At 60.7% G+C, this 26,036-nt stretch carries 24 protein-coding genes and 2 pseudogenes; 20 read left to right on the plus strand and 6 right to left on the minus strand.

Annotated features, from left to right (window positions below; genetic code table 11):
* The first annotated feature begins 239 nt into the window (after positions 1-239).
* The 7 genes and pseudogenes from E4T66_RS08980 (at position 240) to E4T66_RS09010 (ending at position 8,619) form a co-directional block, all read left to right on the plus strand.
* Positions 240-545: a restriction endonuclease subunit S domain-containing protein gene (locus E4T66_RS08980; protein ID WP_211242840.1), complete on the plus strand. Its 306-nt coding sequence runs from the start codon at positions 240-242 to the stop codon at positions 543-545.
* A complete protein-coding gene (locus E4T66_RS08985) occupies positions 542-2,308 on the plus strand; it encodes a GmrSD restriction endonuclease domain-containing protein (protein ID WP_136848708.1) in 1,767 nt (588 codons plus the stop codon). The genes E4T66_RS08980 and E4T66_RS08985 overlap by 4 nt, the downstream gene beginning before the upstream one ends.
* 79 nt (positions 2,309-2,387) lie before the next feature.
* A complete protein-coding gene (locus E4T66_RS08990) occupies positions 2,388-3,134 on the plus strand; it encodes an abortive infection family protein (RefSeq protein ID WP_136849072.1) in 747 nt (248 codons plus the stop codon).
* Positions 3,131-3,529, plus strand: a pseudogene (locus tag E4T66_RS08995) (virulence RhuM family protein); the annotation flags it as partial. The gene E4T66_RS08990 and the pseudogene E4T66_RS08995, both read left to right, overlap by 4 nt.
* Positions 3,530-3,549: 20 nt before the next feature.
* On the plus strand, positions 3,550-4,956 hold the full coding sequence (locus E4T66_RS09000) for an ATP-binding protein (RefSeq protein WP_136848709.1): 1,407 nt from the start codon (positions 3,550-3,552) through the stop codon (positions 4,954-4,956).
* A 133-nt stretch (positions 4,957-5,089) separates the two neighbouring features.
* Positions 5,090-5,368, plus strand: a pseudogene (gene rhuM / locus E4T66_RS09005) (RhuM family protein); the annotation flags it as partial.
* Between the two features lie 26 nt (positions 5,369-5,394).
* Positions 5,395-8,619 carry a type I restriction endonuclease subunit R gene (locus E4T66_RS09010; protein ID WP_136848711.1) on the plus strand — a complete coding sequence of 1,075 codons (3,225 nt, stop codon included), beginning with the start codon at positions 5,395-5,397 and terminating at the stop codon, positions 8,617-8,619.
* A gap of 408 nt (positions 8,620-9,027) precedes the next feature.
* On the opposite strand, the gene pspF is transcribed toward E4T66_RS09010, so the two are convergent.
* On the minus strand, positions 9,028-10,080 hold the full coding sequence (gene pspF / locus E4T66_RS09015) for a phage shock protein operon transcriptional activator (protein ID WP_136848712.1): 1,053 nt from the start codon (positions 10,078-10,080) through the stop codon (positions 9,028-9,030).
* Between the two features lie 187 nt (positions 10,081-10,267).
* On the opposite strand from pspF, the gene E4T66_RS09020 reads away from it, so the two are divergent.
* From E4T66_RS09020 to E4T66_RS09035, 4 genes are read left to right on the plus strand one after another with little or no spacing between them, the layout of a single operon-like run.
* Entirely contained in the window at positions 10,268-10,549 is a 282-nt protein-coding gene (locus E4T66_RS09020) for a hypothetical protein (RefSeq protein WP_136848713.1), read from the plus strand.
* Positions 10,550-10,587: 38 nt separating this feature from the next.
* Positions 10,588-11,280 (plus strand): phage shock protein PspA, encoded by a 693-nt coding sequence (gene pspA / locus E4T66_RS09025; RefSeq protein WP_136848714.1) that lies wholly within the window; start codon positions 10,588-10,590, stop codon positions 11,278-11,280.
* 36 nt (positions 11,281-11,316) lie between these two features.
* Complete coding sequence (pspB, locus tag E4T66_RS09030) at positions 11,317-11,553, plus strand: hypothetical protein (RefSeq protein WP_211242843.1); 237 nt, start codon at positions 11,317-11,319, stop codon at positions 11,551-11,553.
* Entirely contained in the window at positions 11,540-11,956 is a 417-nt protein-coding gene (locus E4T66_RS09035) for a PspC domain-containing protein (RefSeq protein ID WP_136848715.1), read from the plus strand. The genes pspB and E4T66_RS09035 overlap by 14 nt, the downstream gene beginning before the upstream one ends.
* A gap of 14 nt (positions 11,957-11,970) precedes the next feature.
* On the opposite strand, the gene E4T66_RS09040 is transcribed toward E4T66_RS09035, so the two are convergent.
* On the minus strand, positions 11,971-12,612 hold the full coding sequence (locus E4T66_RS09040) for an HD domain-containing protein (RefSeq protein WP_136848716.1): 642 nt from the start codon (positions 12,610-12,612) through the stop codon (positions 11,971-11,973).
* A 237-nt stretch (positions 12,613-12,849) separates the two neighbouring features.
* Between E4T66_RS09040 and E4T66_RS09045 the strand changes: the two genes are divergently transcribed.
* The 7 genes from E4T66_RS09045 (at position 12,850) to E4T66_RS09075 (ending at position 20,624) form a co-directional block, all read left to right on the plus strand.
* The gene (locus tag E4T66_RS09045; RefSeq protein ID WP_136848717.1) at positions 12,850-13,485 is read left to right on the plus strand and encodes a TetR/AcrR family transcriptional regulator; all 636 of its coding nucleotides are present in this window, start codon (positions 12,850-12,852) and stop codon (positions 13,483-13,485) included.
* 174 nt (positions 13,486-13,659) lie between these two features.
* The gene (locus tag E4T66_RS09050) at positions 13,660-16,011 is read left to right on the plus strand and encodes an efflux RND transporter permease subunit (RefSeq protein WP_136848718.1); all 2,352 of its coding nucleotides are present in this window, start codon (positions 13,660-13,662) and stop codon (positions 16,009-16,011) included.
* 49 nt (positions 16,012-16,060) lie between these two features.
* On the plus strand, positions 16,061-17,443 hold the full coding sequence (locus tag E4T66_RS09055) for a DUF1329 domain-containing protein (RefSeq protein ID WP_136848719.1): 1,383 nt from the start codon (positions 16,061-16,063) through the stop codon (positions 17,441-17,443).
* A gap of 148 nt (positions 17,444-17,591) precedes the next feature.
* Positions 17,592-18,188: a glycine zipper 2TM domain-containing protein gene (locus tag E4T66_RS09060; RefSeq protein ID WP_136848720.1), complete on the plus strand. Its 597-nt coding sequence runs from the start codon at positions 17,592-17,594 to the stop codon at positions 18,186-18,188.
* A gap of 57 nt (positions 18,189-18,245) precedes the next feature.
* Positions 18,246-18,497 (plus strand): hypothetical protein, encoded by a 252-nt coding sequence (locus E4T66_RS09065; protein WP_136848721.1) that lies wholly within the window; start codon positions 18,246-18,248, stop codon positions 18,495-18,497.
* Between the two features lie 52 nt (positions 18,498-18,549).
* Positions 18,550-19,227: a response regulator transcription factor gene (locus E4T66_RS09070; RefSeq protein ID WP_136848722.1), complete on the plus strand. Its 678-nt coding sequence runs from the start codon at positions 18,550-18,552 to the stop codon at positions 19,225-19,227.
* 86 nt (positions 19,228-19,313) lie between these two features.
* Entirely contained in the window at positions 19,314-20,624 is a 1,311-nt protein-coding gene (locus E4T66_RS09075; protein WP_136848723.1) for an ATP-binding protein, read from the plus strand.
* A 72-nt stretch (positions 20,625-20,696) separates the two neighbouring features.
* On the opposite strand, the gene orn is transcribed toward E4T66_RS09075, so the two are convergent.
* Complete coding sequence (gene orn / locus E4T66_RS09080; RefSeq protein ID WP_136848724.1) at positions 20,697-21,245, minus strand: oligoribonuclease; 549 nt, start codon at positions 21,243-21,245, stop codon at positions 20,697-20,699.
* 111 nt (positions 21,246-21,356) lie between these two features.
* Between orn and E4T66_RS09085 the strand changes: the two genes are divergently transcribed.
* Both E4T66_RS09085 and E4T66_RS09090 read left to right on the plus strand, forming a co-directional pair.
* Complete coding sequence (locus E4T66_RS09085; protein WP_136848725.1) at positions 21,357-22,208, plus strand: HAD family hydrolase; 852 nt, start codon at positions 21,357-21,359, stop codon at positions 22,206-22,208.
* A gap of 77 nt (positions 22,209-22,285) precedes the next feature.
* The gene (locus E4T66_RS09090; protein ID WP_136848726.1) at positions 22,286-22,621 is read left to right on the plus strand and encodes a 4a-hydroxytetrahydrobiopterin dehydratase; all 336 of its coding nucleotides are present in this window, start codon (positions 22,286-22,288) and stop codon (positions 22,619-22,621) included.
* Between the two features lie 21 nt (positions 22,622-22,642).
* On the opposite strand, the gene recR is transcribed toward E4T66_RS09090, so the two are convergent.
* The 3 genes from recR to ppsR form a co-directional block, all read right to left on the minus strand.
* The gene (recR, locus tag E4T66_RS09095) at positions 22,643-23,242 is read right to left on the minus strand and encodes a recombination mediator RecR (RefSeq protein WP_136848727.1); all 600 of its coding nucleotides are present in this window, start codon (positions 23,240-23,242) and stop codon (positions 22,643-22,645) included.
* 94 nt (positions 23,243-23,336) lie between these two features.
* Positions 23,337-25,043: an alkaline phosphatase D family protein gene (locus E4T66_RS09100; RefSeq protein ID WP_136848728.1), complete on the minus strand. Its 1,707-nt coding sequence runs from the start codon at positions 25,041-25,043 to the stop codon at positions 23,337-23,339.
* Between the two features lie 116 nt (positions 25,044-25,159).
* A complete protein-coding gene (gene ppsR / locus E4T66_RS09105; RefSeq protein ID WP_136848729.1) occupies positions 25,160-25,984 on the minus strand; it encodes a posphoenolpyruvate synthetase regulatory kinase/phosphorylase PpsR in 825 nt (274 codons plus the stop codon).
* Between the last annotated feature and the right edge of the window lie 52 nt (positions 25,985-26,036).

Consider the following 26,036-nt stretch of genomic DNA (forward strand, 5'->3'; position numbering starts at 1 on the left):
GCGTTCGAGAACTTGGCGGACAGCCTCCTCCTTGAACTCTGGTGTAAATCTCTGGGTACTCATGCACTTCCTCCTATGCTCAAATCATAGGCCGGCGATGCCTACTGCCGCAGGGGAAGTCCACGGCCTTCTCGAAAGTGTCCGAGTCATCGGGGTAGAACCCACTGGCGAAGTTCTGGACCGAAGGCGAAGGGGCTCTGAATCAACACCTGTTCAAGGTTACCTCCGAGCGCTTCCCGATGTGGTTCGTGAGCCACTGGGTTCATCACCACCTTGAAGAGTTTCAGTCCATCGCCGCATCGAAGGCGACTACCATGGGGCATATTCAGCGCGGCCATCTCAAAACGGCGATGACTATTTGCCCATCTGGTGAACTGATGGAGAAAATGGACCCATTGATGGCTCCGCTGGTCGAGCAATCCATTCAAAACGAGCTTGAATCTCGATCGCTCGCGAAACTCCGCGACGCCCTGCTGCCCAAGCTGATCTCCGGGGAACTGCGCGTGAAGGACGCCGAACGCTTCATCGAGGAACGCAGCCCATGAGTGACATGAAGACCTGCTTCAAGCGGGTGGATTACGATCTCTCCAACCTGCTGCACTACCTGGATATCGGCGATATCGGCCTGCCCGACATCCAGCGACCGTTCGTCTGGTCCAACGCCAAGGTCCGGGATCTGTTCGATTCGATGTATCGCGGCTTCCCGGTCGGCTACTTCCTGCTGTGGGAAAACGCACAGGCGCCGGGAGCGAAGCAGATCGGCATCGGCGAGAAGGCGCACAAAGCGCCGTCGCGACTGATCGTGGACGGACAGCAACGGCTGACGTCCTTGTATGCGGTGTTTCGCGGCAAGCCAGTGCTCGACGCCGACTATCGCGAACGCCGGATCGAGATTGCGTTCTGCCCGCGCACCGGCGCCTTCGATGTCGCGGATGCCGCGATCAAGCGCGACCCGGAGTGGATTCCGAACATCTCCGAGCTGTGGGCGTCCGGCAATTCCAGCTTCAAGATGGTCAAGGGCTTCCTGAAGGGGCTCTCTGCCCGCACCGAGCTGACCGAGGAGGAGGAAGAGCAGATTAGCCACAACCTGGACCGCCTGTTCGACCTGCAGAAATACCCGTTCACCGCATTGGAGATCGCCTCGACCGTCGACGAGGAGCAGGTGGCAGACATCTTCGTGCGCATCAACAGCGAGGGCGTGAAGCTCAATCAGGCGGACTTCGTGCTGACCTTGCTGTCGGTGTTCTGGGATACAGGCCGCGCCGAGCTGGAGACGTTCTGCCGGCACTCCCGGCAGGCGCCCTCAGCCGGCGGTGCGGCCTCCCCGTTCAATCACTTCATCGAACCCGATCCGGACCAGTTGCTGCGGGTTTCGGTCGCGCTCGGGTTTTTCCGCGGCCGGCTCAAGAGTGTCTACCAGGTGCTGCGGGGCAAGGATCTGGACACCGGCGAGTTTTCCGCCGAGCGCCGGGAGGCGCAGTTCGCGGTTCTGCAGCAGGCGCAGACCCGGACACTGGATCTGACCTGCTGGCATCAGTTTCTCAGTGCGCTGGTCGGCGCGGGCTTTCGCAGCGGCGAAATGATTTCGTCACAGAATGCGCTGCTGTACGCCTATGCGGTGTATCTGATCGGCCGGACGCAGTGCAAGGTGCCGGAGCATCAGTTGCAGAAGGTGATCGGGCGCTGGTTCTTCTTTGCCAGCCTCACCGGTCGCTACACCAGCTCGCCGGAATCGGTGATGGACGGCGATCTCAATCGACTGCGCGGCATCACCGGTGCCGAGGCCTTCGTCACGGTGCTCGATGACCTGATCAGCAACGAGCTGACCGGCGACTACTGGAGCACCACCCTGCCCGCCAACTTGAACAGCTCGTCAGCACGCAACCCGGAACTGTTCGCCTACGTGGCGGCCCAGAACCGGCTGCATGCCCCTGTGCTGTTCTCGCACAAAAAGCTCAGCGACCTGCTGGACCCGGCGCTGAAGACCAAGAAGAAGGCGCTGGAGCGTCATCACCTGTTCCCGCGGGCCTGGCTGGAGCGTCAAGGCGAAAGCGATTTGAAGATCATCAACCAGATGGCGAACTATGCGCTGCTGGAATGGCCGGACAACATCGACATCAGCGACGATCCGCCAGCCGAATATGTACCCCAGATCCGGACCCGCTTCAGCGCAGAGGAGTGGCAGCGGATGCATGAACTGCACGCCCTGCCGAATGCCTGGGAGCAGATGGACTATGCGGACTTTCTGGTCGCCCGCCGCAAGCTGATGGCCAACATCGTGCGGCGCGGCTTCGAGACTCTGCTGTGAATTGCCCGAAAGCAAGGCAGTGTTTGGGGCAACGCCACCAGCAAGGATTTTGGGGACACGTCAGACGATGAGCACAGAGATCAATGTGGACTGGTGCCCAGGCATCCGGGAAGCCTGCTTACATTGGCGCGATGCTCCGATGCTGCAGCAGAGCCTGGAGGCGCTGGAGCAAACGCTGGAACAGGACAACGATGCCTGTATCGACTGCGCCAAAGCGATTGTTGAAGTCGTGTGTCAGGTAATCGTCGAGAGCTTTGATAACCCACTGGCGCCGCTCAAACCGAAAGCGGAGACGCCCAGCCTCTCAGAATGGCTCACTGCCGCGGTGCGCGCCCTGAAGCTCGGTGATATCCGTGACGAGAAGTTCAAGAAACTGGTCTCCAGCCATCACAAGCTGTCGACTGCACTCAATGATCTGCGCAACCATGCCGGCACGGCCAGTCACGGCAAGGATCCGTATCTGGAGCGACTGGCGATCCACCACCGCCGCTCGGCGGTACTGGCGGCTGATGCCATCGTGGCGTTCTTGCACAAGGCCTATCTGGATGCACAACTGGATCCAGCCAGTTCTCGCGAGCCTTGGGAACGGTTTGCTGAACAAAATGCATTGATCGATGCCCAAATTGGGCTGGCGGTTGACACTGACGATGACGGGCGAACCACCCTACAATTTCTGTTGCCTAGCGGCGACGTCCTACCGGTTGGCATCGAGGTCAGCCGCTTGCTTTACCAGCTTGACCGTGAGGCCTACGTTGAAGCGTTGAACGCCACGCGCGGTATGGGTTCTGACGAAGCCGACGACGAGGTGGAGGAGACTGCATCGTGACGGACCTCGTGATCTTCGAGTCCAGCGACCGCCAAGTGGAGGTCCGACTGGAGGGAGAGACGGTCTGGCTGAGCCAATCGCAGATGGCTGAGCTGTTCGACATATCAGCGGATAACGTCGGTCTCCACCTGAAAAATATTCTTAAAGACAATGAGCTGGACGAGTCATCAACTACCGAGGATTTCTCGGTAGTTCGCCAGGAAGCCGCCCGCCAAGTCCGCCGCCGGCTCAAGCACTACAACCTCGACGCCATTATTTCCGTTGGCTATCGCGTCAGCTCCACCCGCGCCACCCAGTTCCGCATCTGGGCAACCGGCGTGCTGCGCCAGCATCTGGTGGACGGCTACACGCTGAACCAGCGCCGGCTGCAGGAGCGCGGTGTCGAATTCGAGCAGGCGCGGGAGGTACTGGCAACATGACCACGCCGGATCAGATCGACCTCTGGCGCCGGGCTCCCTCGGAAAACCAGCGGCTGGAATTCAAAGAGGCCAAGAATCAGTTCGACAACAACAAGCTGAGGCAGTACTGCGTAGCGCTGGCCAATGAAGGGGGCGGCACGCTACTGCTCGGAGTGGCAGACAAGCCTCCGCGTCCGGTTGTTGGCTCACAGGCATTCCAGGATACCGTCAAGGCCGCGCAAGACTTGTTTCAGGCGGTTGGCTTTCGCGTCGACATCGAGGAAGTGTTGCACCCGGATGGACGCGTGCTGGTGTTTCACATTCCTTCTCGACCACGAGGCACCACCTACCACTTGGAAGGCAAGTACCTGATGCGCGCAGGCGAAGCCTTGGTGCCGATGAGTGAAGATCAGTTGCGTCGCATCTTTGCCGAAGGCGAACCGGACTGGCTCGAAGAATATTCGCTGGCGGATTTGGACGCGCAGCAGGTGGTCGAGTTGCTGGATGTCCAGACTTTTTTCGAACTGCTCAAGCTGCCGTACCCAACCGATCGTGCTGGGGTCATCGACCGCCTGCTTCGCGAACGGCTCGTGGATGAACAGAACGGCAGCTATGCCATACGTCGGCTGGGTGCGCTGCTGTTGGCGAGACGACTGGAGGACTTTCCCGATATAGCGCGCAAGGCACCGCGGGTGGTGGTATACGCCGGCACGTCCAAGCTGGAAACCCGGCTCGACCAGAACGGGGTCAAGGGCTATGCCGTCGGCTTCCAGGGCTTGGTGCACTTCGTAATGAATCAGCTGCCGCAAAACGAAGTGATCGAGGATGCCTTGAGAAAGGCAGTAAAGCTGGTTCCCGAGGTCGTGATTCGAGAGCTGGCGGCCAATGCTCTGGTCCATCAGGACTTCGCCGTAGGAGGGGCGTCGGTCATGATTGAGATCTACACGAACCGGGTGGAGTTTTCGAATCCGGGGGAGCCAATCGTGCCAGTGGATCGCTTCATTGACGGCTATCAGTCACGTAACGAACGGCTCGCCGACCTGATGCGGCGCCTTGGCATCTGCGAAGAGAAGAGCAGTGGCATCGACCGCGTGATCCAAGCGGCAGAACTCTATCAGTTGCCGGCGCCGGACTTCCGTGCCGCGCACCGCCGCACTGTGGTTATCCTCTACGGGCCGAAGCCCTTCGAGGACATGGACCGCAACGACCGGGTTCGCGCTTGCTACCAGCACTGTGCGCTGAGGTGGGTAATGTCCGAAAAAATGACCAACCAGTCGCTTCGTGAGCGTTTTCACCTGGCAGAGGACAAGGCTGCCATCGCGTCGCAAATCATCGCAGCTGCAATAGAGGCCGGGATGATCAAGTCTGACGAGAGCGTCGGAAAATCACGTAAGTACGCCCGCTACCTGCCCTTCTGGGCTTGATCTTCATTTAAGCGATACTTGTGCGAGAACGCAGTTGAACAAAAAAAGTTATATAAAAACAGTAACTTGCTTATTTAAGCGTTTCCCGAGAGGCGCACGCGACACCGCCTCCGTCACGTTGCTAAAGCGGAAGGAGTTGGATGAGCCGTCAACTGCCGAGGATTTCTCGGTAGTTCGGCAAGAAGGTCACCAACGAGTCAAAAGACAGCTCAAGCACGGCAACCTCGACGCCAATATTTCCGTCGGATATGGCGTGAGCTCGGCCCGCGCCACGCAGTTCCGGATCTGGGCCACCGGGCTCATGCGACAGCACTTGATGAATGGCTACGCGCTAAACCAGCGCCAGCTCACAGGACGCGGTATCGAATTCGAGCAGGCGCCGAGCCTGCTGGCGCGAACCTTGGCGAATCAGCAACGGAGCAATAGGGAGCCTGCCTGATGGCTTTTCTGTCCGAGGCGCAGCTGGAAGCGGCATTGCTGGAACAACTGGCCGGCCTGCGCTACGCCTGCGTCTCGGACGAGCTGATCGGCCCGGACAGCGCACAACCGGAGCGCACCGCCCATGACGAAGTGGTGCTGGGCAACCGGCTCGCCCAGGCCGTTGCCGGGCTGAATCCGCATCTGCCCGCCGAGGCGCAGGCCGATGCGATCCGTCGCCTGACGCAGGCCGAGCTGCCGAATTTGCTGGAGGAAAACCGCCGTCTGCATCGGCTGCTGATCGAAGGCGCGGATGTGGAGTACTACGCGGACGACGGCGTGCTCACGGCCGGCAAGGCCCGGCTGATCGACTTCGACACGCCATCCAACAATGACTGGCTGGCGGTGCAGCAGTTCGTAGTGGTTGCGGGCCAGGTCAAGCGCCGGCCGGACGTGGTGATCTTCGTCAACGGCCTGCCGCTGGCGGTGATCGAACTGAAGGCCCCCGGCGGCGAAAACGCCACACTGAACGGGGCCTTCAATCAGCTGCAGACGTACAAACAGCAGATCCCTGCCCTGTTCCGCAGCAATGCGCTGCTGGTGACGTCCGACGGCCTGTCGGCTCGGGTCGGTTCGCTGTCCGCGGATCACGAGCGCTTCATGCCGTGGCGTACGACCGACGGCCGTTCAATCGAAGCCAAGGGCACTCCGGAGCTGGCGACTTTGATCGAGGGCGTGTTCGAACACGGCCGTTTCCTGGATCTGCTGCGTCATTTCACGGTGTTCGGCGAGAGCCCCGGCGGCCTGATCAAGATCATCGCCGGCTATCACCAGTTCCACGCGGTCAAAAAGGCGGTGATCTCGACGCTGCGCGCGAGTCGGACGGCCCAGCAAACGGCGATCGCGGAAGACCCAGCGGTGTACGGGCTGCCCAGCGTCAGGGACCAGCCGCCGGGCGATCACAAGGCCGGGGTGATCTGGCATACGCAGGGCTCGGGCAAGAGTCTGCTGATGGCGTTCTACGCAGGCCTGCTGGTGTTCGACCCGCGCATGGCCAACCCGACCCTGGTGGTACTGACGGACCGCAATGATCTGGACGACCAGCTGTTCGCCACCTTTGCGATGTGCAAGGACCTGATCCGGCAGACGCCGGTGCAGGCGGAGGATCGCGAACATCTGCGCAAGCTGCTCAACCGCGCCTCCGGCGGCGTGATCTTCACGACCTTGCAGAAGTTTTCCCCGGCAGCGGGCGAAACCGGTTTTCCGATGCTGACCGACCGTTCCAATGTGGTGGTCATCGCCGACGAGGCCCACCGCAGCCAGTACGGCTTCAAGGCCAAGCTTGCCGGCAAGACCGGCGAGATCGCCTACGGTTTCGCCAAGTATCTGCGCGACGCACTGCCCGGTGCGTCCTTCATCGGCTTTACCGGCACGCCGATCGAAGCGACCGACGTGAATACGCCGGCGGTGTTCGGCCACTACATCGATATCTACGACATCAGCCGCGCCGTGGAAGACGGCGCGACGGTGCCGATCTATTACGAGTCCCGGCTCGCCCGCATCGAACTGGACGAGGACGAGAAGCCGCGCATCGATGCCGAGATCGAGGCGTTGCTGGAAGACGAGGACGAGCCCAGCGCAGAGCGCGCCAAGCAGAAGTGGTCGACGGTGGAGGCCCTGGTAGGCAGCGACAAGCGCCTCGCATTGGTGGCGAAGGACCTGGTGCAGCACTTCGAGGACCGGGTGGCGGCGCTGGACGGCAAGGCCATGGTCGTCTGCATGAGCCGACGCATCTGCGTGGCGCTGTACGATCAGATCATTCAGTTGCGCCCGGATTGGCACAGTGAGGACGACAAGGCCGGCAGCATCAAGATCGTGATGACCGGCGCGGCTTCGGACCCGCCGGCGTGGCAGCAGCACATCGGCGGCTCGTCCGGGCAACGGGCCCGGCGCGACCTGCTGGCGAAACGGGCGCGCGATCCAAAGGATCCACTCCGGCTGGTGATCGTGCGCGACATGTGGCTGACCGGCTTCGACGCGCCGAGCATGCACACGATGTACATCGACAAGCCGATGCGCGGACACGGCCTGATGCAGGCCATCGCGCGCGTCAATCGCGTGTTCCGCGACAAGCCGGCTGGATTGATCGTGGACTACATCGGCATCGCACAGAACCTCAAGTCCGCGCTGGCGCAGTACTCCAAGCCCGACCAAGACAAGACCGGCATCGACGAGGCCGAGGCCGTTGCGGTGCTGCTGGAAAAATATGAAGTCGTCCGTGACATGTTCCACGGCTTCGAGTACCTCCCCGGCCTGAGCGGAACGCCCGGCCAACGCCTGGCGATGATGGCGGCGGCGATCGAGTGGATACTCGACAAGCAGCAGCAGTGGGCGGCAGCTGAAAAGACGCCTGAGGCCAAGAAGCAGGCGCAGCGGCGTTTCGCCAACGGCGTTCTGGCTTTGTCCAAGGCCTTCGCCCTGGCGGCCAGCAGCGACGAAGCGCGCGGCATCCGCGAGGAAGTGGGTTTCTTTCAAGCGATCCGCGCCGCGCTGGTCAAATCGGCTGCGGGCGCCGGCGCAAGCCGTCAGGATCGCGATCTGGCGATCCAGCAGATCGTCAGCCGCGCGGTAGTTTCGACAGAAATTGTCGATATCCTCGCCGCTGCCGGCATCCAGACGCCGGACATCTCGATTCTCTCCGACGAGTTTCTGCTCGAAGTGCAGCAGATGGAGCAGAAGAACCTGGGGCTGGAAGCGCTGCGCAAACTGCTCAACGACAGCATCCGCTCGCGCACGCGAACCAATGTCGTCGAAAGCCGGGCGTTCAGCGAACGCCTGGAAGACGCCATCTCGCGCTACCACGCCAACGCGATCACCACCGCCGAAGTGCTGCAGGAGCTGATCACGCTGGCGCGGGACATCCGCGCGGCACGTAGCCGTGGCGAGGAACAGGGGCTGACCGACGAGGAAATTGCCTTCTATGACGCGTTGGCGGAGAACGAATCCGCTGTTGAAGTGATGGGTGACGACAAGCTGCGCGTCATTGCGCATGAACTGCTGGTGAGCCTGCGAGAGAACGTCGCGGTCGACTGGGCACACCGCGAATCCGCACGAGCACGCCTGCGTGTGCTGGTCAAACGCATCCTGCGCAAGTACGGCTATCCGCCGGATTTGCAGGATGCCGCCGTGCAAACTGTGCTGCAGCAGGCCGAGGTGCTATCGGCCGCGTGGCAGCCGCGTCTCTGAGACGCTTTTACAAAGACTGTTCGAAACGAACGCTCACCAGGACTGCGGCACAAAGCTGTGGGGGTATCTTTGGGGGTATTGCCGGAAATCCGAACACAAAATAATTCATATAAACAATGAATTGCTTCGCCTATTCAGGTGACGCCACCCCACCAATTCGTTGTCCCTAGAAGTAAACCAACCCCGCAGAAATGCGGGGTTTTTTATTGATCCATTGCCTCCAACAGGAAGCTACTGTCCGAGCATCCAAGCGCCGCGTTTCCACGTATAGAGAGGCGCGGAGCATCGGTCACATTGCCCTGACCGAGGATCCCTCCTCGACTCCGCTTTGCCCGCCCACCCGAGCGGGCGTTTTTTTACGCCGAACACTTTGCATGCCCGGACGGCGGGGTTCACGCGTTGCATCAATCAGCGCTCAGGTGCGAGTAGCTTGTACTTGCGCAGCAGGCCGCGAAATTGGTGGTAGGTCAATGACAACAATTCCGCTGCACGTTTCTGATTGAAGCGTCCATCTTCTAGTGCCTGCTGCAGCAACCCGGTCTCGTAGTCCGCGACACTCTGGTGAAAATCCAGTGGCAGCTGCGGCACTTTCGCCACCTCCACCGTGGTCTCCGCACGGGAGCTCGCCTCGCCCGCTACCGGCTCACTCGCGACCCTCGCTTGTACCGCGTGAGGCCGATAGGGCGATGCAAAAGGATCGAACTCGATCCGGTCCACCACCTGCCGGGCCGAATCAAGCCGATAAACCGCCCGCTCGGCAACATTACGCAGCTCACGCACATTGCCTGGCCAGTCGTAGCTCAGCAACGCGCGCTCGGCTGCCGGTGAAAACCCTGCGAAATACTCGCGCCCCATTTCGGTCGCCATGCTCTCGGCGAATTTCTGCGCCAACAGGAGGATGTCATCCCGGCGCTCGCGCAGTGGCGGCACGGTAATCACGTCAAAGGACAGACGGTCGAGCAGATCCTCTCGAAACTTTCCGGCTCGGGCCAGTGACGGCAGGTCAACATTGGCAGCTCCGACCAGTCGCACGTCGACCCTCAGCGTCTCGGACGAACCTACACGCTCGAATTCACCATATTCGATAACCCGCAGCAGCTTTTCCTGCAATCGCTGGGACATTGACGCCAGTTCGTCAAGAAAAATGGTGCCGCCGTTGGCCAGCTCGAAACGTCCAACCCGTGCGCGCGCTGCACCGGTGAAAGCACCGGCAACGTGGCCAAACAGTTCGGACTCAAGCAACTCCTCGTTTAGCGCGGCACAGTTGAACTTGACGTAGGGGCGCGACCAGCGCTCGGACAAGTAATGCAGTCGTGCCGCAATCAGCTCCTTTCCAGACCCGCGCTCGCCGATGATCAGTATGGGTTTGTTCAGCGGCGCAACACGGGAGACTCGTTCCAGTGCGGCAAGGAAATTGTCGGATTGCCCGAGGATTGAGTCCGGTGCGGCATTAGTGTCCATTGGCCGATTCTGCCTACAGTTGGCTTATTTCGCCATCATGCGGTCAGCTCGTTGCAGAACTCATCGCCCCACACACTCCGGACTTAACGATTGTCTTTATTTTTCAATGTCTTATAAATTCATCGCGGTTTGGCACGCTGCTGGCGTATCCCTAGGCACAACCAAAGGCTGAATGAGGAGCCCGATCATGAACCACCCGCACCGTAACATTCTGAAGACCGCACTCGCCGCCGTCGCGCTACTGGGTGTCAGCGTCTCGGCGCAGGCCGATGAGAGCCTGACGCAACGGGTTGCGACGGGCGTCGGTCAGGTCATTGCCGCACAGGGCAACGCCGCGCTAATGCAGATTCGCGAGGAACTGCAGCAGCGCCTGATTGAGACGGTATCGCCGCTGATGCCGAATCCCGAGCAGTCCGGAGAGTCCGCGCCAGTCCGACTGGCCGGGACCGATACGCGGACATCGATGTAGCCAAACATAAACTTCGAGACTGACTGAGGACTGTAATCATGGGCATTTTTTCCCGACTGAGCGACGTCATCAATTCCAATATCCACGCCATGCTCGACAAGGCCGAGGATCCGGAAAAAATGGTTCGCCTGATCATCCAGGAGATGGAAGACACCCTGGTCGAAGTCCGCTCGACCTCCGTGCGCACACTGGCCCGCAAGAAGGAGCTGCAGCGCACGATTGCACACCTCGGCGCCGAAGCCGCCGACTGGCAGGCCAAGGCTGAACTGGCCATGAGCAAGAATCGCGAAGATCTCGCAAGAGGCGCTCTCGGCGCACGCCAGCGGGTCATCGATCACCTGAGCTCGGTCGAACAGGAAATGGTCCACATCGACTCGGAAATTGCCAAGCTCGATGACGACACTTCCAAGCTCAAGGCCAAGCTCGCCGATGCCCGTCAGCGGCAGAAGACCATCGTCCTGCGACAGCAGTCAGTCAGTTCGCGTCTGCGCGTGAAATCGCAGATCAACGACAGCAAAATGAGCGAAGCCATGCTGCGCATGGAACAGTACGAAGGCAAGATCGACCGCATGGAAGCCGAAGTCGAGGCTTATGATCTGGGCACCCGTTCCATCGCGGATGAATTTGCCCAACTTGAAGCCGACGACAAGGTCGAGGAAGAACTGGCAAAATTGCGTGCCAAATTCGCCAAGCCGGCGGCCCCAGCTGCGGACGACTCGGCCAATTCCTGAATCGACCTACGACCAAAGTAGCGAGGGGACATTTTCGTGGATGAAGTGATTCCACTGGTTGCGATCCTTTCCATCTTCGTGATTTTGCCTGGGATGGCGATGTATTTCGCAGACCGGCGACGACGCTGGCGGCACGAAAACCAGACACAATCCTCCGGCAACGCGCAGCTGACGGCCGTGGCCGAACGCATGGAACGCCGGATTGACGCCCTGGAGCAGATTCTCGACACCGAATCGCCCGGATGGAGAAAGAAATATCATGAACATTCGTGATCGCGTCCGCTCAGGCGGGTTGTTCTCGCGGCTTCGCCGCTATCCCAAGCAAGGCTGGATCGCCGGTGTCTGCGTCGGGCTTGGCGAGTTTTTCGGCTGGAACGTCAAGCTGATCCGGGTCCTGCTGATCGCCAGCTTTGTCGTCAGCGGTTTCTTTCCGGTGGGCGTGATCTATCTGGCGCTGTGGTACCTGATGGACGAAGCCGAACTCGACGACGCCGGCAGGTCGCGCCCGTACACTCCCAGCGGCGGCCCAAGCACCCCGCCATCGCCGCACACCGCAAGCAACACCGAACTCAGCAGCCGTTTCGCGCGGTTGGAGCAACGCCTGCGCAATATGGAAGATTGCGTGACCAGCAGCGAGTTCGAATTGCGCCGCGAACTGCGCAAGCTTGAAAGCTAAGAGCGCTCACAGCGCTACATTGCACCCTGCAACAGACCGCCTCCCGACAGCTGGCGCAGCGAACGCTGGAGATTGGCGCGCGCCTGGGTCTCGTAGCGCAACTTGAACCAGTCGGTGAAGTAGATCCGCGGTCGGGCAAGGTAGTCTCGCAACGCTTTCTTGCGCACCGATTGGTACAGCTGCTGTGGAACATGCCGGGATTCCCGGCGCAGCTGCCTCTCGTACTCGGCATAACGCGCCGGGCGCGCACCCAGAATCGACAGGTCGATGTCGATCATCAGCGCCTCATCCTCAGTAACCGGCTCAGCCTGGGCGGCGGTGGCGATAATCAAACCACAAACCGCATCGATCACCGTGTCTGAAGCGCCGGCGACCTGCAGTACTGTCCGCGCCCAGTCAGCGCTGCGCAACTCGTTATCCGCACGGCGCACATCGTAGAGCGCATCGTGAAACCAGATGGCCAGCTCCACCTCAGCCGGTTGATCGCACAAATCCCTGACCTGCTCGAATAGATCCAGGCATTCAGCGACCCGATGCAGAGTGTGAAATACCCGCGACGGTTCACTGTGCCGACGACGCAGCTCCGCATGCACGATCGGATCCCCGTGCAGACCCATCTCCCGGAAAATCTCGGTCCATCGCGCCAGATTGCTCATGGAATATCCATCGATCCTGCGTGCCCTTCTCGCGCGTCACCCACGCTCCGTCACCCGCTTCGGCACATTCTCCGGACCCAGCCTAAACGGCCGTGGCGCGAGCGCAATCAGGCCGCGACGAACGAGGCAATGAAACCGGCATGCGGTCGCAGCAGCGCCGCCTTACGAGACAAATCTAGGGCCGATCGGTCAAACTTTCGCTCTGACACACGACTACAGTCCTGAACTACCCCCGAAATGGCGCGTAAACCTGCCCACGAACAGTTCGACACCCTTCAAGCGATCGAAAATACCGCATTCGAATTGTTCGGCCGATACGGCTACGACGGCGTTTCGATCGGGGATATCGCCAAGGCGGCCAAGCTGTCAAAAGGCGCGCTGTATTGGCATTTCGATGGAAAAGAGGAACTTTACCTCGACTGCCTAAAGCGGCTGCATACCATTTTCAATGACTACATCTTCGAGCCCATGCGAGGGCAGTCGGACCCCGCCGCAGCAGTGGTCGACCTGTTTGCCGGCCTACAGCAATTGCTGAAAGACCCTCGGGTCGAGAATGGTGTCGCTGGGTACTGGCTGGTGCCATCACGCCAGGAAAATTCGGCATTGACCCGTGCGCAACGTGACTTCGAAACCTCATCGATTGCGACGCTTCGTGACGTACTGCATCGAGGCGTGGAGGCGAGGCAGCTCGATTTCGGCGGCGATCTGGACGACATGGCCCGGGCGATCATCTCTCTGGTCGAAGCCTGTGTACTGCCCATGCGCCACCAAGGCCCGGATGAGGTCCGCGGCATCCTCGCGGTCCTTGCCCGAACGCTGTTCCGGGCATATGCGCGGTCAGGCGACGTCGTCAAACTGACCGATCGACTTTGAATCCGTGGCTCGGAGCGCGGCACCGGCATGCGCCATCCGCACAGCACCATTCCGGCAGCAAGCCGTTCAGACCTGAGATCGATCTCGCCGCTGACCCTGGTCGGAGTGTCAGAACCGGAAACTCGATGCCGCTAACGTCCGCCAGGACGTTGCGCTAGAAACCCTGGAGAAGACGTGGGCTCACTGGCAGATCGCGTGCTTCATCAAGTCATCCCGCTGGTGTATGCCCGACGCCGTCTGACGTTTGGCCTGCTGATCGCCCTGACCGCGTGGATGCTGTCGATGGCCTTGCGCCTGCAACCGGACGCCGGATTTGAAAAGCAGATTCCGCTGGCACACCCGTACATGCAGGTATTCAAGCAGTACGAACAGGCGTTCGGTGGCGCCAATCTGATATCAATAGCAGTGATCGATCACCGCGGCGAAATCTACAACGAACGCTTTCTGGAAACACTCCGCAAAGTCACCGACGAAGTGTTTTTTCTACCCGGCGTTGATCGATCACGAGTAACCTCGCTGTTCACCCCAGGCGTGCGCTACATCGAGATCGTGGAAGGGGGCTTCGCCTCCGGCGACGTCGTCCCCCGGGACTACCAGCCGACGTCGGAGATGCTGGCGCTGATTCGCAGCAACGTCGCGAAGGCCGACATCATCGGTCGCCTGGTTTCGCTCGACCAGCACGGTGCCCTGGTGGTAGCTGAGCTGCTGGAACATGACCCGAGCACCGGCCAGAAACTCGACTATCACAAGGTTGCCCAGGCACTCGAATCGATCCGTACACGCTTCGAAGGTTACGGGCTATCGATTCACGTCATCGGATTTGCCAAAGTCGTGGGCGACGTCACCGATGCGAGCTTGGAGGTCATCGGTTTCTTTGCAATCGCGTTGCTGTCGACCCTACTGCTGCTGTGGCTGTTCTGCGGCTCACTGCGACTCGCCTTGCTCCCTCTGGGCGCCGCGATCAGCGCCGTAATCTGGGAGCTGGGCCTGCTCAAGCTGACCGGCTTCGGGCTCGATCCATTCGCCATCCTGGTGCCATTCCTGATCCTGTCGATCGGGGTTTCGCATGGCGTCCAATACATCAATTCCTGGTCGCACGAAGTTGCAGAAAACGGCCGCAATGCACTCGACGCTTCTCTGGAAACGTTTCGGCGCCTGTTCATTCCCGGCACGGTGGCCATCGTTACCGACGTGTTGGGATTCGCAACACTGATGTTCATCCAGATCGATATCGTGCGGGAAATGGCCCTGAACGCAGTCATGGGAATGGCCGCAGTCATCATCACCAACAAGGTCATGCTACCCATCGTCTTGTCATGGGTACACCTGCCGGACGTTGCAGGATTCCGGCGCCGCGCGCACCGGCGCATCGAACTCACTGACCGCTGGTGGCACACGCTATCGGCCTTTGCCACACGCGGCCCTGCACTGGGCGTCATCGCTGTGGCAGTCACAGCCTTGGCATGGGCGCTGTACATGTACCCCCGGCTGACGATTGGAGACCAGCAGGTCGGCGTTCCGGAACTGCGCGCAGACAGCCGCTACAACCGTGACTCCCGCACGATCAGTGAAAATTTCGCAGTTGGCGTTGACCTGCTCAAGGTCCTCGCAGTATCCGGCGAGTATGGCTGCATCGATCCGGCCAACATGACGTTGATCGACCGCTTCGCCTGGCACCTGCAAAACACGCAGGGTGTGCAATCAGTGCTGTCCCTGCCTCAACTCGCGCGTCAGGTTCGCGTTGCCTGGTTTGACGGCTCGCCGAAGTGGCGCGTGCTGCCCCGCAACCAAGGTGCAATGGCCGAACTGGTGGCGCCGGTACCAACGTCGATGGGATTGAACAATCCGGACTGCAGTGTGATGCCCGTGCTGATCTTTCTTCGCGATCACCGTGCCGAAACGATCCAACGCGTGGTCGACGTTGTCGAGCGGTTTCAACGCGACAATGCCGCAGCAAGAGTCGACTTCAAGCTAGCCTCCGGCAATGTCGGCGTCATGGCCGCCACCAACGCGGAAATCCGTGATCGCGAACTGCTGGTGATCATTTGGGTCCACATGACACTGGCGCTGTTTGCGTGGCTGTCGTTCCGAACGCTGTGCGCCGTGTTCTGCATACTGACACCACTGGTGCTGTGTTCGCTGCTGACCTACGGACTGATGGCAAGCCTGGGCATCGGCATGAAGCCCGCCACCCTGCCAGTCGCGGCCTTCGGCGTCGGCATCGGTGTCGACTACAGCATCTACCTGTGGAGCGTTCTGGCATCGCAGCTGGCACAGCGAGATACGCTACGCCACGCCTACTTCGAGGCACTGCGTCATACCGGTAAAGCGGTCATTTTCACCTCCGCATCGCTGCTGCTGAGCGTCTTCACGTGGCTGTTCTCGAGCCTGCAGTTTCAGGCGGACATGGGCTTGCTGCTGTTGTTCATGTTCAGTACCAATTTGATCGGAGCGATCCTGCTGCTGCCGGCACTGGCGTGGCTCGTCGTGCGCAGTCCCGGCACAACGAGCACGCGATCTGCATAATCAAGACTGGCTCCAAGGAAAAACCGGCCCTGCCGGGAGACCAGTTTCAATGAACAATCTGACGCAGAACATCATTGTTGGCAGCAAGAGTCACGTCGCGCGCTCATTGACTCTCGCACTGCTGATGTTGGCGTCAGCCAATGCGAACGCACGCGTGACCGATGCCGAGGCCGCCAGGCTCGGAAAGGAGCTGACACCAATCGGCGCCGAGCGCGCCGGCAACGCCGACGGCACGATTCCAGAGTGGACCGGCGGACTGCCGCAACGCAAAACGCCCCGAGGCGACAATCCCCACGCCACGGACAAGCCGCTCTATGCCATCACTGCCGCAAATCTGGCACAGCACGAGGCGCACCTCAGCGAAGGCTACAAGGCACTGTTCAAAACATTTCCCGACTACCGGATGCCGGTCTATCCCAGCCGCCGTTCAGCGTCATACCCGCAGTGGTTCTACGAGGCAACACAGCGCAACGCGACCGCAGTGTCATTGACGGGCGACGGTTTCGGCTTCTGCTGTGCCGCAAAAGGTTACCCGTTCCCGATTCCGAAGAGCGGCACTGAAGTGATGTGGAACCACATCATGCGCTACAACACGAAGGGTTATCGCGGCTTTCTCGATTCGGCCGCTACTGCGGCAGACGGCGCCTACGTCGTCGAACGTGACTATGTGGAATTGTCCTACGCCTACAACAACATCAAGTCGACAGTTGATTCGCTGCGCGGCATGAACCTGTACGCCTTCACGAAGACCGTATCCCCCCCGAACAAGGCTGGCGAAGCACATCTGCTGCATGTTCCGATCGACCGCATCAAGGATCAGACCGGAGTCTGGGTGTACAGCAACAGCATCGGTCGGGCGCGACGCATCGGCGAGGTTGGATACGACAATCCGTTGTTCGACGGACTGATGACGCACGACCAACTGGACATGTTCAATGGACCGCTCGACCGTTACACGATCAAGCTGGTTGGCAAGAAAGACATGATCATTCCGTACAACAGCTACAAGCTGTATGACCCCACCATCAAGTACAAGGACATCGTTACCAAGGGTCACATCAACCAGGATCTCGCGCGCTACGAACTGCATCGTGTATGGATCATCGAGGCCGAAGTCCGACCCGGCTTCGCACATCGCTACAAGAGACGCACGTTCTATCTCGACGAGGACTCGTGGATCGTGCACGTGCAAGACATATACGACGAGCGCGACCAGTTCTGGCGCACCGCCGAATCGCACTCAATTGCTTTTGCCAACGTGCCCGTCGTAGTCAACGGCGTGCAGGTGCACTACGACCTGCAATCGCGGCGCTACGTCATCATCAACATGACCAATGAAGAACGGAAGTTGATCGAGTACGACTGGGAGGCGGATCCCGGATACTTCACCCCGTCTGGGCTCAAGCGGTTTGCGACAACGTCGCAGAAGTGACCAGTAGAGACTTCGCTCGAACGGGACCGCTGATCCATCGCAGAGGACCGTTCGGCGCCATCACTCAGAGTTCAGTCGCAATTCAGCTCACCACCCTACTCTGCTACCCAAGGACGCGAGTCACGCGGGCCCGAGACGGAGACTGAAGATGAACAAACTGCTGACCACGGTCATGGTGACGACGGCGATGCTGGCAACCTCGACCGCATTTGCAGATTCGCGATATGACGATGACTACAATGGTTACCGTGACCGCGGCGAACGCGGCAACTACGAATACGCCAAAGTGGTCAGTGCAACACCGATCTACCGCTCGGTTCGGGTCAACAATCCGCGCCAGGAGTGCTGGGATGATCGTGGCGCCTATGGCCACACGGCATACGACGATCGCGGCAATTACGCGATTGCACCGGACACTGCCGGCGCCCTGATTGGTGCTATTGCCGGTGGCGTTGTTGGACACCAGTTCGGCAAAGGCAAAGGCCGCGATGCAGCAACCGTTGCCGGCGTGCTGCTGGGTGCCGGCATCGGACACCAGGAAGGCAATCGACGCAGCAACTCGGGTTATTCCCGAACCGGGTATCAGCAGCGCTGCGATGCCCGGCAGTCCAGCTACGTCGATCAGCGTGTCGACGGCTATGACGTGACCTACAAGTTCAACGGGCGTCTCTATCACACGCAGATGCCCTATGATCCGGGCAATCGGATCGCAGTGAGCGTGGACGTTCAGCCGGTCGGCTACTAAAGTAGTTCCATGCGCACGACTTCGCCGCTTCTTCGCTTGGCCTGCGGTTGCCTGTTGATGGCAGCCGCAGGCTTGGCCACGGCCGGCGATGGCGGACGCAAGTTGCTGCCGGGCAAGGCTCCCGCCAAGATTGACCTGCGCGAGGATTTCATGCGACCTGCATCACCGCAGATTTCCCCGGCTGAAGCCGCGCGTCAGGTGCAGCGGCAACATGGCGGCCGTGTTCTGTCGGTGCAGCCGCAGGGCGGCGGTTATCGTGTCAAGGTTCTCAAAGATGGCGAAGTACGCATGTACGTCGTTGAGCCCTGAAATACGTCCACAACCTGCGCAACTCACCGAAACTCAAGGAATCTAGAACCCCATGCGTGCTCTGGTCATTGAAGACGACATCGATTTGCGGGAACAGGTAATCCGGTTCCTGACCGAAGACGGCTTTGCGGTAGACAGCGCCGCCGACGGGGACCAGGGCGCCTACATGGCCGAGGAATACCCAGCCGATGTCGCGGTGGTGGATCTGGGTCTGCCCGGCACACCCGGCATCGACATCATCCGCAGGGTTCGCAAAGCGGGACGCCGCTACCCGATTCTGATTCTGACCGCGCGCGACGGCTGGGAATCCAAGGTCGAGGGACTTGAAGCAGGAGCCGACGACTATCTGGTCAAACCGTTCCACCGCGAAGAGCTGCTGGCACGCGTACGCGCTCTGCTGCGCCGGGCTGGGGGCTGGACTTCAGCACTCCTGACCTCCGGGCCTTATGTCATCGACAGCGGCGCCAAAACCGTCGTCTGTGACGGCAAGCCGGTTGAACTGACCAGCTACGAATATCGGGTGCTCGAATACCTGCTGAATCAGGCCGGCAAGGTCGTATCCAAGCTGGAACTGACCGAACATCTGTATACCGAGGATGAGGAACGCGACAGCAACGTCATCGAGGTCTTCATCCGGCGACTGCGATCCAAGCTCGACGCCAACAATCAATACAATCCGATCACGACGATCCGCGGCGCCGGCTATCGCTGGGATCTGCCGCGCGACTGAGTGGCGGACGCCTGAATACACTCCAGATCCTGCGGCGGACCCAGTCCGCAGTCCTTGCCGGCGTCGGCAGGATCACGTTCAACTCGATGCGCGCGCGCATGCTGCTTTCGGCAGCGCTGGTGCTGACCGCTTTCGGCACCTTGTCCGGACTGACCCTCGAGCGCGCATTCCAGAGCGGCCTGCAACAGGCACAGCAGGACAAGATGCAGACACTGATCTATTCATTGCTGGGTGCTGCATCGCCTGGCGCCGACGGTGAGTTGCTGATCTCCATCGATGCGGTCCCCGACCCGCGCCTGCGCCAACCGCTGTCTGGACTGGAGGCAGCGCTGTTCAACGAAGACGGCGTCATCGTTTGGAGTTCGACGGATTTTCTCAGTCTGACCCAGCCTTCGGCACCGGCGGTTGGTGAGTGGCAGTTCGAGCGTCTGCTCGAGCCCAACGCGTTCTCGCTAGCATTCGGAATGCGCTGGATCGATGCGTCCGACGATCCCCGTCGATATACCGTTGTGGTACTTGAAGATGCCGTCGCCTACGATCGCCAGGTCGGCGTATTCCGCCGCAAACTGTGGGGCTGGCTCGGCACCTTGCTGGTGGGACTCACTGCGATCCTGTTGTTCCTGACGGGCTGGGGCCTTGCGCCGTTGCGACGTCTCGGACGTGAATTACAGGCCGTCGAGTCCGGACGCCAGCAGCAGATTGCCGGACGATACCCGGACGAATTGCAGCCACTGGCCCGTGACCTCAACACAATGATCATCAGCGAGCGCAATCAGCTCACGCGCTACCGCAATGCCTTGGGCGATCTGGCGCATTCATTGAAAACACCGCTTGCGGTACTGCGTGGAATCGAAACGCAGTCAGAGCAGAATCGCCTGATTCAGGAGCAGGTCGATCGGATGCGACACATCGTCGACCATCAACTGCGCCGGGCTGCTGCTGCCGGACGTCGCTCCCTGACCGAGCCCGTTCCGGTGCGCCCGTTGGCGGAGAAGCTGACCGCAGCGCTGACCAAGGTTTATGCTGACAAAGCCGTCGTTTTCGACAATCGTGTCGGACCCGCGGTGCGCATTCGCGCAGACCAAGCCGATCTGTATGAGCTGCTCGGCAATCTGCTCGACAATGCTGCCAAGTACGGTCGACATCACGTTCGCGTTGATGTCATCGAGGACGCCAGCCACTTCGCAATCGTCGTCGAGGACGATGGCGACGGCTTTCCCGAAAATGCAGAATCTCTATTGCAACGCGGTGCCCGCGCGGATACGCGGCAACCGGGGCAAGGACTGGGCCTGGCATCGGTTGTCGAGGTCGTGCAGGCCTATGGTGGACGGCTGCTGCTGGAACGCTCGGCGCTGCTCGGCGGGGCGCGCGTGATCGTGACGCTGGCGCCGCACTGACCCCTGATAACACACGCAGACACACGGTTTTGCGGAACCGCGGACGGCCCGACTGCCGCTGCTCGCGCTAGCCTAGCCTAGCCGGATGAAATGCTCGCGGTAGTAGCGCAGTTCGGCGATCGAATCCCGGATATCGTCCAGCGCCAGATGCGATGACTGCTTTTGAAAGCCCTTGGCAGTCTCAGGCGACCAGCGCGCACACAGTTCCTTCAGCGTGCTGACGTCCAGATTGCGGTAATGGAAAAAGCGCTCCAATCCGGGCATCCAGCGCGCCAGAAAGCGACGGTCCTGACAGATCGAATTGCCGCACATCGGTGAGGTCCCCGCCACGACCCATTCCGCCAGAAATTCGATCGTCGCGCGTTCCGCGTCCGCCTCAGTGACGGCACTTTGGCGGACCCGGTCAGCCAGACCAGACTGTCCGTGCTGGCGTGTATTCCATTCATCCATTGCCGCCAGTTCGTGCTCGGCTTGATGAATGGCGAACACCGGGCCCTCGGCCATCACGTTGAGCTGTTCATCCGTCACGATCGTCGCAATCTCGATGATGCGATGACGCTCCGGTACCAGGCCGGTCATTTCAAGGTCAATCCAGATCAAACGGTTGGCAGCAGCAGGCATGGCGGCATCAGCTCGTGGTCAGTGCTATCGTGAACTCCGACATAGTACCCGAGGCGTCTGCTTTGCATCGACGCCACGGGCTATCCAGATTCAAGCCCGTAACGCCCACCCATGCACGAAACCCTTGCCGTCGTTTTCGATTTCGACGATACCCTTGCTCCGGACACCACCAGCGGATTTCTTCGCCACAGCGGCCTGGAGGATCTCGCTGGATTCTGGAAAAACGAAGTCGCGCCGCTGACCAACGATCATGACTGGGATCCTGTACCGGCTTATCTGTATCAGATGATCCAGGCGTCGAACAGTGGAAGGATTCCACCCCTGACAGCGGAGCGGCTCGCCGATTGGGGACGCCAGGCTCCGTTGCATCCTGGCGTCGAGACCCTGTTCGAGCGGCTTTCGACTGCAGCACACGACGCGAACCCGCGCGCACATGTCGAGTACTACGTGATCTCCAGCGGCATTGGCGACATCGTGCGCAATACCCGGATCGCCGCCGCGTTCAGCGAAATCTGGGCTTCGGAATTCCACTACGGTCACGATGGCGTCGCTGCATTCCCGAAACGGGTCGTCAGCTTTACCGACAAGACTCGCTACCTGTTTCACATCCAGAAAGGCCTGATCGGCCCCAGCCACCGTGGCAAGCCGTTTGAGGTCAACCGGAAACTCAGCGACGCACAGCTGCGCGTACCCCTGAACCGCATGATCTTCGTCGGCGACGGCTACACCGATATTCCCTGCTTTTCACTGCTGCGCCAGCATCGCGGCGTTCCGATCGCGGTGTACGACCCCAACCATGAAGAAAAATGGGGCAGCGCCTATCAGTTCGTACGTGATGGCCGTGTGACCAATCTGTTGTCCGCCAACTATGCCGAAGACTCCGACCTCAGTCGCTTTCTGATCATGGCGGTGCGCAATCTGGCATCCGAGATTGCGCTGGCGGAGCGCACCTATCAGGGTTAACCGAAGCCCGGCCTGCAGCCGTCGGCAGAGCGTCCGTCAGACGATTAGAATCGCGGCCTGATCATCCGGGAAGTGCGATGTCCGATCTCTCCAAGAAAACCTGCGCACCCTGTGAAGGCGGCGTCCCGCCGCTGGACTTGGCTGCAGCGGTCAGCCTCAAGGCCCAGCTGGCGCCGCGCTGGAAGATCCTGCGTGACGGCAAGGCGATCCAGGCGGTGTTCGATTTCGACAACTACTGGCAGACCACCGCTTTCGTCAACGCCGTCGCGTGGATTGCGCATACCCAGGATCACCATCCAGACATCAGCTTCGGCTACAAGCAGTGCACGGTGCAGTACTGGACCCACGCAGTCGACGGCCTGTCGGAAAACGATTTCATCTGCGCCGCCAAGATTGACGCACTGCTGAGCTGATCTGTCAGCAGGCTGCGAGCTTCACGCTGGCGTGCGCCCGGCCAGCGCGTGCGACAGGGTTCCGCCGTCGACGTACTCCAGTTCGCCGCCCATCGGCACCCCGTGCGCGATCCGGGTGACCTTGATGCCCCGCGCGTGTGCCATCTCAATCAGGTAGTAGGCCGTCGCTTCGCCTTCCACCGACGGGTTCAGCGCCACGATCAACTCCTCGACAGGCCCGCGCTCCAGCAGCGCCGCCAGGGCCGGCAGGCCCAGCTCCTCGGGCCCGATGCCATCCAGCGGTGACAACCGTCCCATCAACACGAAATATCGTCCGCGATAGCCAGTGTTGTGCTCGATCGCGATCAGATCCGCAGGACTTTCGACCACGCAGATCTGCCCGCTGGCCTGACGCTGCGGGTTGCAGTAACGGCAGCTCTGGTCCTCGCAGAACATGCGGCAGCTCGGGCAGCGCTCGATGCCGTCCAGGGCCGCACCGATGGCAATCCCCAGCTGCGCTGCACCATCACGATCGCGATCCAGCAGATGGAACGCCATGCGCTGGGCAGACTTGGGGCCGACGCCAGGAAGCCGGCGCAGCGCATCAATCAGCTGAGTCAAACGCGGGGAATACGTGCTCACGGGCAGGTTTCAACAGCAGGTCGCACCGGCCGGTTCGGCACGGCGGTGACGGGAACGTCCGCCACCGCCATAGGATAGCCGCTTGCCGCCCGCTTCAGGGCGCGGGCGCTGGAGGATTCGCCAGCGGCTCGGTGGCCTCGGCCGCACGCAGATGGCGAGTGCCGGCATCCACCGCATAGGCGGCGCCCAGACTTTGCCCTTCGCTCGGCGCGTCAATCCGGTCGACATACCAATGTTCGCCGACCAACTGCTGCGGCGTGACATCGAGAATCAGATAACCCTTCTGCGCCAGATCGACGTACTTGATATGGGGATTCAGCAACTGCAGCACCGGCGTCAGCGGCGCCGCCTGCTCCAGGCCCGGGGACGTGATCGAAGTACAAACGAATTCGACACCGAGCGAGCCATCGCCGGTCAGCGGGTTGTACACCAGCAAATTCGCCGGATCGCGGGAAAGATCCATGGACCAGGACGTATGGATATCCCCGGTCAGCACCACCGCATTGTCCACCTGCAGGGCTTCGAGCAAGTCGAACACGCGCGTGCGCTCGGCACGGTAACCATCCCATTGGTCGGTATTGATCACCAGGCCGCCGGTACTGACCAGCGGCAGACTCTGCAGCAAGGCCTGCAGCTGCTCGACCGGAACATTGGTCAGTGCCGAGAGCTCCGGCAAGCTCGGGATCCGCAGCTGGCCGAACATGACCTGCTGACCCAACAGTTTCCAGACCGTGCCCGGTGCTGCCAGCTGCCCGCTGAGCCACGCCATCTGCTCCGACCCGATCAGGGTCCGCGCCGCGTCATTGATTGATGCAGCATCGGTCATGCCGGCCTGCAGATCGCGGTCGTACAGGCGCGTATCCAGCATCACAACATCCGCAAGGTCACCGTAACGGAAGCTGCGGTAGATTCGCTCGGGGTGCGACGGATCGACCGCTCGGATCGGCAGCCACTCGTAATAGGCCTGAATCGCCCAAGCCTTGCGCTGGGCCCAACTGCCCTCCTCGCCCTCGGCATGGTTGTTCGCACCCTCGCGCCAGGAGTTGTCTGCCGTCTCGTGGTCATCCCACACCGTAATGAAAGGATGCTGGCGGTGCGCTTCCTGCAGATCCGCGTCCGTCTTGTACTGGGCATGCCGCGTGCGGTAATCGTCCAGCGTCAGAATCTCATGCGCAGGCTGGTACTCGCGGGCATCGCCGTACTCACCACTGCCGTATTCGTAGATATAGTCGCCCAGATGCAACACGGCATCGAGGTCGGCACGCTCGGCGACGCGGCGATAGGCATTGAAGTAACCGTGCGCAAGGCTGGAACAAGACACCACGGCCAGACGCAGGCGCTCTACCGGACCTGCAGGAGCCGTCCGCGTGCGACCGATGGGCGACTGCACGTCTCCGACATTGAATCGATAGTAGTAGGTGGTCGCGGCTTGCAGCCCCTGCACATCGACCTTGACGGTGTAATCGCGGTCCGGGCTCGCGGTAGCACTGCCGCCAGTGACGCGAACACTCAGCTCGGGATCGGCGAAAACGGCATAGTCGACCGTGACATTGGAATGATCGTATCCACTGATCCGGGTCCACAGAATCACCCGATCGCTGAGCGGATCGCCGCTGGCGACCCCATGGCGAAATTCGGCAGCTCCCGAACCACCGCCACGACTGCCGACTGGATCGCTCGATCCGCAGCCGGGCACCAGCGGCAGCGCCGTCAGCGCTGCCGAGCCGAGTCCGGCGCGCTTGAGAAAATCACGGCGCGTCAGTGCCTTGGAACGCGGGGGACGACGACGGGGTCCGGACATGGCGGTGGCCTCTGGATAAGCGGCAAAAGCGTCAACACTACGTTGACGCGGGCGCGCAGCATATGACGATTTCGTGTCGGTTCAGTGACACCCGACCAGCACAAAAAGCATGCGGATCAGGACGCACGCTTGCGCAGCGTCTTTTCGTGCATGACCAGCGCCGCAATCTCTTCGATCGACATGTTCGCCGAGTTGACAAACGGAATCCCGCAACGTCGGTACAACTGCTCGGCCTGACGCAGCTCATACGAGCACTGCGCCAACGATGCGTATCGTGAACCTGGACGCCGCTCCGAGCGAATCTGCGACAGCCGCTCGGCATCAGACGTCAGCCCGAAACAGCGCTTCTCCAGCCCGCGAAGCGATGACGGCAGTTTCTGTTGCTCCAGATCGTCCTCGGTCAGCGGGAAGTTCGTCGCATACAGACCAAACTGCAGGGCCAGATACATGCTGGTCGGCGTCTTGCCACAGCGCGACGGCGCGATCAGGATGATCTCGGCACGGCTCAGATCGCGGGTCGAAGCACCGTCGTCGTGCTCCATGGCGTAATTCATCGCCTCGATTCGCGCCGAATACCGGCGCTGGTCGGACAATCCATGCGCCAGACCTTGCGCATGGGTGGAAGCAACCCCCAGTTCCGCCTCGACCTGGGTGATGAACAGATCGAACAGATCCAGGAACAGGCCATTGACCTTGCGCAGGACAACTCGAGCCTCATCGGTCACTGTGGTACTGAACACCAGCGGCCGCAATCCCGTCTGTTCGCCGACGAAATTGATATAGTCCACGGTGCTCTGCGCCCGCTCGGCGCTGTTGATGAATGGCAGGGTGGTTTTTTCGAAATCCTGACCGTCGAATTGGGTCAGCAGCGTGTTGCCAAGGGTCTCGGCCGTAATGCCGGTGCCGTCGGAAACAAAAAATACGGGGCGTGCGGAGCTCATCGGCAAACTATGTCACGGACATCGTGCCCGGCATAGCACCATTCACGATTGA

This window comes from Sinimarinibacterium arenosum (assembly GCF_005047655.1).
Taxonomy (GTDB): domain Bacteria; phylum Pseudomonadota; class Gammaproteobacteria; order Nevskiales; family Nevskiaceae; genus Solimonas.

Bases quoted from the DNA above. Each gene is read 5' to 3' on its own strand.
- E4T66_RS08980 (WP_211242840.1), top strand. From the start codon at position 240: ATGTGGTTCGTGAGCCACTGGGTTCATCACCACCTTGAAGAGTTTCAG.
- E4T66_RS08985 (WP_136848708.1), top strand. From the start codon at position 542: ATGAGTGACATGAAGACCTGCTTCAAGCGGGTGGATTACGATCTCTCC.
- E4T66_RS09000 (WP_136848709.1), top strand. From the start codon at position 3,550: ATGACCACGCCGGATCAGATCGACCTCTGGCGCCGGGCTCCCTCGGAA.
- E4T66_RS09010 (WP_136848711.1), top strand. From the start codon at position 5,395: ATGGCTTTTCTGTCCGAGGCGCAGCTGGAAGCGGCATTGCTGGAACAA.
- pspF (WP_136848712.1), bottom strand. From the start codon at position 10,080: ATGGACACTAATGCCGCACCGGACTCAATCCTCGGGCAATCCGACAAT.
- E4T66_RS09020 (WP_136848713.1), top strand. From the start codon at position 10,268: ATGAACCACCCGCACCGTAACATTCTGAAGACCGCACTCGCCGCCGTC.
- pspA (WP_136848714.1), top strand. From the start codon at position 10,588: ATGGGCATTTTTTCCCGACTGAGCGACGTCATCAATTCCAATATCCAC.
- E4T66_RS09035 (WP_136848715.1), top strand. From the start codon at position 11,540: ATGAACATTCGTGATCGCGTCCGCTCAGGCGGGTTGTTCTCGCGGCTT.
- E4T66_RS09040 (WP_136848716.1), bottom strand. From the start codon at position 12,612: ATGAGCAATCTGGCGCGATGGACCGAGATTTTCCGGGAGATGGGTCTG.
- E4T66_RS09045 (WP_136848717.1), top strand. From the start codon at position 12,850: ATGGCGCGTAAACCTGCCCACGAACAGTTCGACACCCTTCAAGCGATC.
- E4T66_RS09055 (WP_136848719.1), top strand. From the start codon at position 16,061: ATGAACAATCTGACGCAGAACATCATTGTTGGCAGCAAGAGTCACGTC.
- E4T66_RS09060 (WP_136848720.1), top strand. From the start codon at position 17,592: ATGAACAAACTGCTGACCACGGTCATGGTGACGACGGCGATGCTGGCA.
- E4T66_RS09065 (WP_136848721.1), top strand. From the start codon at position 18,246: ATGGCAGCCGCAGGCTTGGCCACGGCCGGCGATGGCGGACGCAAGTTG.
- E4T66_RS09070 (WP_136848722.1), top strand. From the start codon at position 18,550: ATGCGTGCTCTGGTCATTGAAGACGACATCGATTTGCGGGAACAGGTA.
- E4T66_RS09075 (WP_136848723.1), top strand. From the start codon at position 19,314: ATGCGCGCGCGCATGCTGCTTTCGGCAGCGCTGGTGCTGACCGCTTTC.
- orn (WP_136848724.1), bottom strand. From the start codon at position 21,245: ATGCCTGCTGCTGCCAACCGTTTGATCTGGATTGACCTTGAAATGACC.
- E4T66_RS09085 (WP_136848725.1), top strand. From the start codon at position 21,357: ATGCACGAAACCCTTGCCGTCGTTTTCGATTTCGACGATACCCTTGCT.
- E4T66_RS09090 (WP_136848726.1), top strand. From the start codon at position 22,286: ATGTCCGATCTCTCCAAGAAAACCTGCGCACCCTGTGAAGGCGGCGTC.
- E4T66_RS09100 (WP_136848728.1), bottom strand. From the start codon at position 25,043: ATGTCCGGACCCCGTCGTCGTCCCCCGCGTTCCAAGGCACTGACGCGC.
- ppsR (WP_136848729.1), bottom strand. From the start codon at position 25,984: ATGAGCTCCGCACGCCCCGTATTTTTTGTTTCCGACGGCACCGGCATT.